Below are 10963 nucleotides of genomic sequence, written 5' to 3'. Positions count from 1 at the left end.
CATTTCGTCTTCGTTGTGTCTTAATTCTTTCAGCCGTTCAAGTCTCTGTCAAATTGACCGGACTTGCTCGACCTGCTGGAATTAATCCGCGCCCCGTTTCCGGGGCAACCCCTCTAACTTACCAGCCGATTCGCATGGACGAGTACGTCCACCGAAGCGGAGGTGTCTGGAGGTCGTCCCCGAAGTGAGGTCGGCGATCAGTGCCGTCCTCTCGGGACTGGTGAACTCTATGTACGGTCCTCGCAACCGTCAAATCGACGGCTCCTTCGACGGGCTCGGGGTAGGAACCGGGCGTGCGAGATCAACCCCTGCCCAGGGCACTCATCATTCTCGTGGGCATCGCCGGTGCGGTGGTCGCCCTGTTCGGCCTGCGCGAAGTCAGTTCGATCATCGGGCCTGTCGTGCTGGCCCTGGTCCTCGTCATCGCGGTCGCGCCCGTGCGCAGCTGGCTCGCCGCCAAGAAGGCGCCCGCCTGGCTGCAGGTCGCCGTGCCCTTCCTCATCGTGGTGATGGTGCTGCTGGCCATGGTGGGCATCCTGACCATCTCGATCATGCAGCTCACCTCGCTGCTTCCCAGCTACACCGAACAGTTCCAGCAGCTGCTCGCGGAGGCGCAGAAGCAGGCGGCCTCGTACGGGCTCAGCAACGACGTGCTCAGCCGGGCGCTGCGGGCGTTCGATCCCGGCGCTCTGCTGGGGGTGGCGCAGACGCTGCTGGGGAGCCTGGTCGGAGCCCTGACGGGGTTGTTCCTCATCGTGGTGCTGTTGCTGGCGATGTGCCTGGACGCGCCGGTGACGGCGAAGATACTCGCCGCCGGCATGCGCAACCGGGGGCAGTTGGTGACGGCGTTGGCGATGTTCGCGCACAAGACGCGGCGGTATCTGATCGTTTCCACGATCTTCGGGTTGCTCAACGCGGTGCTCGACGTCATCGCGCTGTCCATCCTGGACGTGCCGCTTCCGCTGCTGTGGGGGGTGCTGGCGCTCATCACCAACTACATCCCGAACGTGGGGTTCGTGATCGGGCTGCTGCCGCCCGCGATGCTGGCGCTGCTGGACGGCGGGGTGAAGACGATGGTGCTGGTGATCATCGCTTACGTCGTCATCAACGTCGTCACGCAGTCGTTCATCCTGCCCAAGTTCCTGGGGGACGCGGTGGGGCTCTCGACGACGATGACGTTCATGTCGTTGTTGTTGTGGACGTTCGTGCTCGGACCGCTGGGTGCGATTCTGGCCATTCCGTTGAGTTTGCTGGCGCGGGCGTTGCTGATCGACAGCGATCCGAGTGCGAAGTGGGCGGCGGCGTTGGTGTCAGGCAAGCTGCCGCAGGACGGATGACGTCGGTGGAGGCGCGAGCAGCAGGACTAGCGGCAGGGCTAAGGGTGCGGGTTGGGTGGGGCCAGGGTGCGCAAGGAGACGCCGCTCAGGCGTTTGACCTCGTGGGAGAGGTGGGCCTGGTCGGCGTAGCCGGCTTCGGCGGCGACGGTGGCGAGCGGGACGCCGGCGCGGGCCAGGCGCAGGGCGCGCTGGAAGCGGACGATGCGTTGCAGGATTTTCGGGGCGTAGCCGAAGGCGGTCAGGCTGCGGCGGTGGAGCTGGCGTTCGCTGAGGCCGAGGTCGCGGGCCACCTCTGACACCGACCGGCCGAGCCGCAGGGCACGGGCGATGAACGGGGCAGCGGGGTCGGCCAGCTGGCCGGCGGCGTTAGTCAAGCGGGCCGAGTCGGTCAAGCGGGTGGCGGGGTCGGTCGGCCGGGTGGGGCTGATCAAGCGGGCCGAGTCGATCACATGGGTGACGGTGTCGGTCGGCTGGGCGGAGTCGGTCAAGCGGGCGGCGTGGCTGGCCAGCCGGGTGGGGTTGGTCAAGCGGGCCGAGTCGGTCGAGTGGTCGGCAGGATCGGTCGGCCGGGTGGAGGCGGTCGAGCGGGCCGCGACGGCTGAGCGGGCGGGGGTGGTCAGGTGGGTCAGCAGGGTGCGGGTCGCGGCGGTCAGGGCGGCGTGCTTGGCGGCGAGGTCGGGTGCGGTGCGGGTGGCGGAGGAGGCCGACTCTGTCTGAAGAGCCGGCCGGGGGTGGGGCGTGGTGAAGGAGGCGCTTAGGGCGGCTGGGTCAGCGGTGGTGTGGGCGGCGGGGTCAGGCCTGTTGACGGAAGCGTGGAGGGTGGCGGGGTGAGCGGTGGTGGAGGAGGTGAGGAGGGCGGTGGGGTCGAGGGTGGTGAGGGGGGCGAGGAGGGCTGCGGGTGGGAGGTCGGACAGGTGGATGCGTTGGTCGCGGAGGGTGTGGAGGGGGACGCCGAAGAGGTCGGCGGCCGCGCCAGGGCGGAAGCGGATGCCGACGAAGACGTCTCCGGCCGCCATCTCCGTCGGCATGGGGCCGGTGTCGGGACCGGCGACGAACAGGCCGCCGGGGCCCCAGATGAGGTCCACGCAGGCGTCGGGCACCACGAGCTGGGTGCTGCTCGACTCGCTGACCTGGTGCCAGTGGCAGGCGACGCGGGCGGCGAGGTCGGGTGCCGGCGGCCGTTCCTCGTACATGCGTTCAACGTACGGGACGGCTCCGACAGGAAGCGTGTCAGGAGGACGGGAGCCGGCCGTACGCGCGGAGGGTCCTGAGGGTGTGGACCGTGATGTAACCGCCCCATTCGTGTTCGACCAGGGGTGTCCACATCTGCCAGTTGCCGGTCCAGCCGCCGTCGGCGGACTGCCGGGCGAGGAGGGCGTCGAGGTGGCGGTCCAGGACGTCCTCGCCGAAGAGCGGCAGCCGGAGCGGGGCTGGGGCGAAGTCCAGCGGGAAGTGGGCGGCGCCGGGCGCGTCGGGGTCGAAGGCGACCGTGGCGAGGATGGCCTCGCGCAGCCGCGCGAACTCGCGTTCCGCACGGTCGCGTTCGGGTGTCAGGTCGAGGAAGGTCACGATGGCGCGGGCCTCGTACGGGCTCGGCTGCGTGACGGCGGCGATCGCGGACCAGCAGAACGCGGTGGCGGGGGCCAGCCACGGGTGGGTGAGGCGGTGCTTGTGGAGCAGCCCGGCGATGGACGCCGTCGGCACGAGGTTGCCGGGCGGGTCGTCCCCGGTCTGCCACCAGGGCGCGCGCGGGTCGTTCCGTACGGAGGGCAGGACGAACGGCACCCCGCCGTCGGGCGTGGTCACGCGGGCGAGGTAGTCGCAGGCGGCGGGCACCATGGGCGAGTCGAAGGCGTCCAGCTCGTCGAGGATCCAGAAGGCCACCTCGACCGGCTCGGGCTGGCTGCCGGGGCCGCGCAGGTCGGGTTCGAGGGCGTGGCCGAAGCCGCCGTCGGAGTTCTGGTAGCAGCGGAGCGTGTCCAGCACCCGCCGGGGGTCGCCGTCGCGGAAGAGCGCGGCGAAGCGCAGCCGGTCGAGGAGCCTGGCGTTCAGGTGCAGGTAGTTCTCGGCGCGGTCGAGCACGTCCATCGTCAAGGTCCTCTCGTCGGCGGATCCGTTGGAGGCTAGCCGCCGCCGCTCGCCGCGTTCTTGTCGGAATCGGACGCGGGCGGCGGGCCGGAAATTGCGTTGCCCGGCCGCGAGGGGCGCTCCTAGGGTGGCGCCATGACCTCGATGTTCTGCTGCCAGGTTTTCATCCGCATCCGCCGCGGCCGGGCTCTGGCCCGCTAGCGGACGCGTCGAACACGAGCTGAGGCAGCGCGTCCGCACGCGTGCCCAGGGCCCTTCGAGACCCGTTCACTCTCGAGGACCCGAAAGGGCAGTGCTGTGGCGCAGAATTTCGCACACGGAAACTATTCACACACTCAGAAGAAGGCCAGGAACAGCGGCGGCGGCCGTACGCCCCGGGATCGGGCGCGGCGCACGCTCTCGCAGAACTTCCTGGTGGACCGGCATGCCGTCGATCTGGTCGTGAAGGCCGCCGCCCCGGAGGGGCTGGTGCTGGAGCCGGGGCCGGGAGAGGGGGCGCTCACCTTCGCGCTGGCGGAGGCGGGGGCCCGCGTCCTCGGCTACGAGCTCGATCCGCTGCTGGCCGGGCGGCTGGCCGCGCGCACCCGTTCCGACCCCCGGATCGACGTGGTCAGGGGCGACTTCACGGCGGCGCGGGCGCCGCGCGAGCCGTTCGCGGTCGCGGGCAACATCCCGTACGCGGCCACGTCGCGGATCGTGGACTGGTGTCTGCGGGCGCCGGGGCTGACCGGGGCGACGCTGCTCACGCAGCGCGAGTACGCCCGCAAGCGGACCGGCGACTACGGCCGCTGGAGCCTCGTCACGGTGGAGTCGTGGCCGTGGTTCGACTGGCGGCTCGGCGACACGGTCGGCAGGGAGAGCTTCCGTCCCGTGCCGTCGGTGGACTCGGCGATCCTGCTGATCCGGCGGCGGCCTGAGCCGCTCGTCCAGAGCCGCCGCTCCTGGCAGGAGCTGGTGGAGCTGGGCTTCGGCGGGGCCGGCGGGTCGGTGCGCGCCTCGCTGCGCGCCCGCTACGAAGGGGTGGACGCCGCGCTGCGCGCGGCGGGGGTGGACCGCGACGCCGTCGTGGGCCACGTCCACCCCGGCCAGTGGGTGACGCTGTGGGAGCGGCTATGCCACTGAGGTGACCTTGGCCTGCTCGGGCGAGCGGGGCAGGGTGGGGGCCGTCGCGTCGCGGCGGCCCCACGGCATGGCCAGCAGCAGGATCGGCAGCAGCACGATGGAGGCGCGCGACCACAGCGAGTGCAGGTGCCACCAGGTGTCGGTGTCGAACTGGGTCATGTAGAGGTAGCCGTAGCCGGTCCAGAGCGAGACGGCGATGATGGCCGGCCAGGCGAACCGCGTGGGCCGGGCGACCAGGAACGGCATGAACCACAGGAGATATTGGGCGCCGAGGCGCGGCGTGACCACCATGAAGATCAGCAGGATGGCGGTGGTCATGTCGATCGGGTCGGCCCGGTGCCAGAGGAGGACGGCCGCGACCACGCAGACGTAGATGAGGTTCGTGCCGAACGAGGCCAGGTCGTCGCGGAGTGCCCAGTCGCCGCCGGTGAACCACGGCGTCCAGCCGTATTCGCCGACGATCGGCCGGATGGACCGGATGGTGTCGATGACCTTGGGGAGCTCGTCGATCGCGGTGCCGGCGAAGACCGGCAGCGTGACGAAGAAGAAGACCGGCACGACGCCGGTGGTGAACAGCGCGGCGATGCGCGAGCGCAGGCTGGGCAGGAGCAGCAGCATGCCGGGGACCAGCCAGATGGGCCAGCTCTTGGCGCACAGGGCGAGGCCCATGAGCACGCCGGCGAGCGCCCCGCGCTTGAGGTGGGCGCGGTCGTCCGGGCCGGGCTTCAGCGCGGAGTGCAGCAGGCCGCCGGGGCCGAGCACGCGCACGACGGCGGCCTTCAGACCGTGGGCGGCCAGGCCGGCCCTCGCCCTGCCGAGGACGTCGGTGGTGATGCCGGGCCGCTCGGGCGCGCCGGGGCCGCGGGCGACCACGAAGGCGGCCACGCCGAACACCAGCGCCACCGGCTCGACCTGGCCGTGCACGCAGGCGACGAGCAGGGCGAGCGGGTTGAGCGCGTACTGGAGGGCGCGCAGGTTGGCCTTGGGGCCGCCGGCCAGCTTGGCGACCAGCGGGATGAGCACGATGTCGGCGACGACGGTGACCAGGCGACCGGCGTATTCCCAGGGGATGCCGAGCCAGAGCAGGATGCCGTAGACGTAGGGGATGGTCGGCAGGAAGTGCCAGCCGCCCTCGCTGGCCAGCACGGGGTCCTCGCCGCGCAGCACCGCCTCGCCCGCAGGCTTGAAGCTCTCGACGAAGTCGACGGGCTGCCAGGAGTCGATCGCCGAGGTGTACATGATGAGCACCCGCACGGCGATGCCGACCGCGATGGCGACGGCGAGCGGCGGGCGCCAGTCGCGCCACTGCGCGACGAGGGCGGACAGGACACCGGCGACGAGGACGATCCCCGTGAGGACTGCGTAATCCATGGCGGGACTAGCCTGCCGCATCAATCCGGGTGCTGCCACCTGGGCTTCCGATTCTTATCCCCGACATGCCGACACGTATCGCGATACGACCTCACGCTGTGTGTTCAACTTTTTGCATGGGGGGATCGCAGGTCAACCAGGCACTGGTCAGGCTCTATTTCGAGGTGAGGGATGGGCTGCCCGACCCCGTCGCGGCGTGGGCGAAACTCACAGGCAACTCTCAGCAGTACGCCGGGACGCGCGGCGAGCGGCGGGTTCCGCTCGACGACGGCACCGCCGCCGAGATAGCCGCGGCGGCCATTGTGCACACGGCGGCCGAGCACGGTCGCGACCGGGTGGCGGCGCTGGCGACCTCGCCGCTGGCGGAGCTGGTGGGCGGGCTGGGCGGGGCGGTGCTGACCGAGCATCCGTGCGCGCCCGAGCAGGTGCTCGGCGGGCGGTTCGGCGGCGCGCCGCGGGCGGAGGAGTGGGCGCGGGCGGCGTACGTGCTGCTGTGGGGGGAGAACAACCGGCTGGCGCGGACCGCGGACACGCCCTGGGTGATCGCCGGGCGGTACAAGGGGCAGAAGGTGGTCGCGATCGGCACGCATCCGACCCGGCTGTCGGACGAGACGCTGGTGGTGCGGCCGGGCACGGACGGCGCGCTGGCGATGGCCATGGGGCACGTGCTGCTGAAGGAGTTCTTCCTGGACCGCACGCCGTTCGACGGGCACGCGGCGGAGTTCACGGACCTGCCGTTCCTGGTGCGGCTGCGGGAGCGCGAAGGCGCGTACGTGCCGGACGAGGCGACGGGGCAGGTGTGCGACCGGCTCAGCCTGTACGACCGCGAGGGGCCGGGCGAGGCGGTGGAGGTGCTGCTGCCGCGCTTCGACGACGGGCCGGGCGTGCTGCGGCGCGGCGTGCCGGTGCTGCGGGACGGGGGTGAGCTGCTGACCACGGTGTTCGACCTGCTGCTGGCCGGTTACGGGGTGGCCAGGCCAGGTCTGCCGGGGCGGTGGCCTGACGGGTACGGCGACCGCGCGGAGCCGTACACGCCGGCCTGGCAGGAGGCGTGCACGGGGGTGCCCGCCTCGCGGGCGGTGAAGATCGCCCGCGAGCTGGGGGTGACGGCCGAGAAGACGGACGGCCGGTGCGTGATCGTGCCGGGCCGGCTGGACACGCCGCACGCCGACACCGCCTACCGGGCGATGCTGGCGTTGCTGGTGCTGACGGGGTGCGGCGGCGGGTGGGCCCAGGTGGGCACGGCGGGGATCCCGCTGGTGCCGTACCTGTGCCTGCACGCCTGCGGCGAGGACCGCTCGGACGTGGGGGCGCTGAGCTGGGCGCTCGCCGAGGGGCTGTTCGCGCGCCGCACGTCGCGGTCGGTGCTGCTGGAGGCGGTGCGCGACGGCTGGCCGATGGCTCCGCCGCCGCGTGTGCTGGCGCTCCCCCGGCCGATCTATCCGCTGCCGCCCGACGTGGACCTGCTGATCGGGCCGGACGACCACTGCGACCTGGCGCCGCCGAGCCCTGAGCTGGTGGGCGCGGCGGTCGCCAGGCTGGGCGGGCGACCGTCCGCGGCCGGGCCTGCCGGCCGGGCCGCGGAGGGTCGCATGCGGTTGCTGGTGGACCACGCCTGGATGCGCGAGTACGGCGAGGCCCTGCCGGTCTACCGGCCGCCGGGTCTCGGCGTGCCGCTCAAACCGACGCAGCTGGTCAGAAACCGGCGGTGATCCTGGTGAAGTCCCAGTCGGACTGGGAGATGCCGCTGCAGTTGGACGTCACGCCGCCGCCGGGGCAGCCCCGGTCGCGGTTGACGGCCCAGTACGCGAGCCTGGTCAGGCCCTTGGACTTGGCCCAGTCGCGGATCTGCGTCCAGGCCGCGGTGGTGGTCAGCTCCTGCTGGTCGGACAGGCCGTTCATGCCCGAGATGCCCATGTGCGCGTACGCCTGGGCGTCGGTCCAGCCGTAGGCGTTCTTGAGGGCGTTCTTCAGGCCTTCGGAGGCGTTGACGGTGTCCTGGTAGATGTTGGAGCTGCCGAAGTCGAACGGCATGATGGTGAAGTTGTCGATCGGCACGCCGAGCGCCCTGGCCTGGTTGATCAGGCGGACGCCGTGCGCGTTCGGGCCGGTCGTGGTGGTGCCGAAGGTGACGACGGCCTTGACGTTCGGGTTGTTAGCCTTGATGATCTTGATGCCGTTCAGGATGCGGTCCTGGACGGTGTAGTTCTCGAACTCGTCGGTGTTCTCGATGTCGAAGTCGACGACCGCCGGGCCGACGGCGTTGATCACCTGCTGCACGGCGCCGGCGAACGCCTCGGGGCTGCCGCAGTTGGGGCCGAGCTTGTTGCCCTGCCAGCCGCCGAAGGAGATCTGGACGCTGCCGCCCTTCGACTTGATCGTGTTGATCGCCTGCTGGTCGGCGCCGCCGGTCAGGGCGCGGTTGCCGTCCCAGGCGGGGGTGCAGCCGCCGCTGGAGAGGATGAACGCCATCGTGAACGACTTCACGCCGGTCGCGTCCATGACGGTGGCCGGGTTGGGCGGGTTGCCCCAGCCCATGTAGAGGTAGGGGGCGCCGGCCATCTTCGCCGGGTTGCCGGTGCAGCCGCTGGTGGTGGCGGTGGCGTCACGGCCGGCCGACTCGCCCGCCGAGTTGTACGCCTTCACGGTGTAGGTGTGGGTCGTGCACGCGCCGAGGCCGGAGATCGTCGCGGACGTGCCGGTGACCTGCGCCTTCTGCGTCGAGCCCTCGTAGACGCGGTAGCCGGTGACCGTGCCGGAGGAGGGGCCCCAGCTCAGCGAGACGCTGGAGTTGGTGACCGAGGTGCTGACCGTGCCGGGCTGGCCGGGCGCGCCGGTGTTGCCGCCCGAGGTGGTGGCGGTCACGGAGTTGCTGACGCCGGAGAGGTTGCCGGCGGCGTCGCGGGCGCGGACGGTGTAGGTGTAGGCGGTGTTCGCGGCGCGGCCGGTGTCGGTGTAGGTGGTGCCGGTCACGGTGGTGACCAGGCTGCCGCCCCGGTAGACGTTGTAACCGGTGACGCCGACGTTGTCGGTGGAGGCGTTCCAGGCGAGCGAGACGCTGCTGGAGGTGACGCCGGTCGAGCGGAGGTTGCCCGGCGTGGACGGCGCGGTCGTGTCGGTGCCGCCGCCGGTGGAGACCTTCCAGAGGGCGGGGACGTTCGGCGGCTCCCAGCCGGGCTGGGAGGTGTGGCCCTGGAGACAGACGTAGTCGACGCCGTTGTAGGTGACGACCGCGCCAGTGGCGTAGGCGGTCCACGGGGCCCAGGCGGCGGCGAGCAGCCGGGCGCTCTGGCCGGCCGTCTGGCTTTCCGCGTGGGCGACCGGGAGGCCGGCGCCGGTCAGCGCGAGGACCGCGCAGGCGAACGATGCGGCGAGTCTGCTGCGAAATCTCATGGCATTCCCTGGAGGTGCGGCTTGACGGTCTTGCTGAAGGACCAGTTGGCGCTGGCGTCCCAGTTGATGGACCAGGTCATCGCGCCCCGGATGTCCGGGTACGCGCGGGGCGGCGTGAAAGATCCGCAATTGGTACGCCGAGCCAGGCAGTCGAGCGCCTGGTTGACGAGGGAGGGTGCGACCACGCCTCCGCCCGCCGCGCCCGGTCCGGCGGGCAGGCCCAGCGCCACCTGGTCGGGGCGCAGGCCGTTCTCGAGCTGGATGCAGGCCAGCGCGGTCATGAAGTTGACGGTCCCCTGCGTGTACGCCTGCGCCTGGTCGCAGCCGAGCATGGAACCGGAGTTGTAGAACTGGGTGTGGACGACCGTGAGGATGTCCTTGATCGACAGGGCGAGCTTGAAGTACTCCATCCCGGTGCTCTGCATGTCGATGGTCTGCGGGGCCATCGTGATGATCAGGTCGGCGCCGGCCTTGGCGCGCAGCGACCGGAGCGCCTGGGCCATGTACGTGGCGTTGAGGCCGTTCTCCAGGTCGATGTCCACGCCGTCGAAGCCGTAGCTCTGCATGAGGGCGTACACCGAGTCGGCGAAGCGGGTCGCGGCGGCCGCGTCGGCGACCTGCACCCGCCCGGCCTCGCCGCCCACGGACAGGATGACCTTCTTGCCCCGCTGGTGCAGGGCTTGGACGTCGGCCCTGAACTGGGCGTCGGTGTAGCCGCCGAGCGCGGCCGACAGGCCGGCGTCCACCGCGAAGGCGACCTGCCCCGGCGTGGCCGTGGCCTCGCCGAACGCGACGGCGACGAGGTCGTACTCGGCGGGGACGGCCGAGAGCCTGAGCTCGGTCGCGGCGTTGACGAAGTTGTGCCAGTAGCCGGTGAGGAAGTGCTTCGGCAGGGTGCCGCCGCTTCCCGTGCAGCCGGTGGTGGTGGCGGTCACGGGGTCGCCGGCCGCCGACTCGCCCTGGCCGTTGTACGCCTTGACCGTGTAGGTGTGGCTCTCGCAGGCGCCGAGGCCGGAGATCGTCGCGGTCGTGCCGCTGACCGTGGCCTTGACCGTGGCGCCCTCGTAGACGCGGTAGCCGGTGACCGTGCCCGAGGACGCTCCCCAGGTGAGGGTGATCGAGCCGGTCGTGGAGGTGGCGGAGGCGGCGCCCGGCCTGCCGGGCACCCCGGGTGACGGTCCGCCGCCGCCGCAGGGTGATCCGTTGAGCGTGCAGCCGGTGATGCCGGGGAAGCCGCCGGGGCTGCCGTTGAAGCCGAAGCTCGCGCTGCCGCCGGCGGGGAGTGCGGGGGCCCAGGACGGGTTGGTGAAGGTGTAGTGCTGGCCGCTCCTCGTCATGACCGCGTCCCACGCGGACGGGATCGAGTAGCCGGCGGGGACGTCGAACTGCACGTTCCAGCCGTTCATGGCCGTGGTGGTGGCGTTGGTGACGGTGACCTTGCCCTCGAAGCCGGAGCCCCAGTCGGAGACCTTCGTGAAGGTCGCCGTCGCCGTGGCGGCGTGGGCGGGAGCAGGGGCGGCGATGAGGGCGAGGACGAGGCTCGCGAACGCCAGGAGGGTCGCGCGGTGTCTCACGGGCTCTTCCTTACGGGGGGTGACGTGCCGTACGCCTCGCGCCGGGGGGTGAGAGAGCGAGCCGTACGGCACGGGCCA

8 protein-coding genes are annotated in these 10963 nt (G+C 71.4%); 3 read left to right on the top strand and 5 right to left on the bottom strand.

Translation table 11 applies throughout. From position 1 onward, the window contains the following. The first annotated feature begins 332 nt into the window (after positions 1-332). Positions 333-1337, top strand: a complete 1005-nt coding sequence (locus tag ABD292_RS48000; RefSeq protein WP_344220038.1) for an AI-2E family transporter — start codon at positions 333-335, stop codon at positions 1335-1337. 38 nt (positions 1338-1375) lie between these two features. Here ABD292_RS48000 and ABD292_RS47995 read toward each other — a convergent pair whose 3' ends face one another. Next, a complete protein-coding gene (locus tag ABD292_RS47995) occupies positions 1376-2530 on the bottom strand; it encodes a DUF6597 domain-containing transcriptional factor (protein WP_344220036.1) in 1155 nt (384 codons plus the stop codon). A 37-nt stretch (positions 2531-2567) separates the two neighbouring features. Beyond that, positions 2568-3425, bottom strand: a complete 858-nt coding sequence (locus ABD292_RS47990) for a hypothetical protein (protein ID WP_344220034.1) — start codon at positions 3423-3425, stop codon at positions 2568-2570. Between the two features lie 297 nt (positions 3426-3722). Between ABD292_RS47990 and erm the strand changes: the two genes are divergently transcribed. Further along, positions 3723-4547, top strand: a complete 825-nt coding sequence (gene erm, locus ABD292_RS47985; protein ID WP_344220032.1) for an ErmE/ErmH/ErmO/ErmR family 23S rRNA (adenine(2058)-N(6))-methyltransferase — start codon at positions 3723-3725, stop codon at positions 4545-4547. Here the strand turns inward: erm and ABD292_RS47980 are convergent. Next, positions 4536-5918, bottom strand: a complete 1383-nt coding sequence (locus tag ABD292_RS47980) for a hypothetical protein (RefSeq protein ID WP_344220030.1) — start codon at positions 5916-5918, stop codon at positions 4536-4538. The genes erm and ABD292_RS47980 overlap by 12 nt on opposite strands. Positions 5919-6034: 116 nt before the next feature. On the opposite strand from ABD292_RS47980, the gene ABD292_RS47975 reads away from it, so the two are divergent. Further along, entirely contained in the window at positions 6035-7630 is a 1596-nt protein-coding gene (locus tag ABD292_RS47975) for a molybdopterin-dependent oxidoreductase (RefSeq protein ID WP_344220028.1), read from the top strand. Here ABD292_RS47975 and ABD292_RS47970 read toward each other — a convergent pair. Continuing rightward, positions 7614-9311, bottom strand: coding sequence for a fibronectin type III domain-containing protein (locus ABD292_RS47970; RefSeq protein ID WP_344220026.1), 1698 nt, complete (start codon positions 9309-9311; stop codon positions 7614-7616). The two genes, ABD292_RS47975 and ABD292_RS47970, sit on opposite strands and share 17 nt — an antisense overlap. Next, complete coding sequence (locus ABD292_RS47965; RefSeq protein WP_344220024.1) at positions 9308-10885, bottom strand: chitinase; 1578 nt, start codon at positions 10883-10885, stop codon at positions 9308-9310. The genes ABD292_RS47970 and ABD292_RS47965 overlap by 4 nt, the downstream gene beginning before the upstream one ends. Positions 10886-10963: the final 78 nt, after the last annotated feature.

Origin of the sequence: Nonomuraea bangladeshensis (assembly GCF_039529455.1) — a bacterium.
GTDB classification, from domain to species: Bacteria; Actinomycetota; Actinomycetes; order Streptosporangiales; family Streptosporangiaceae; genus Nonomuraea; species Nonomuraea bangladeshensis.
Note: the sequence above shows the minus strand (reverse complement) of the source record. Positions and strands in the feature narration are given on the sequence as shown.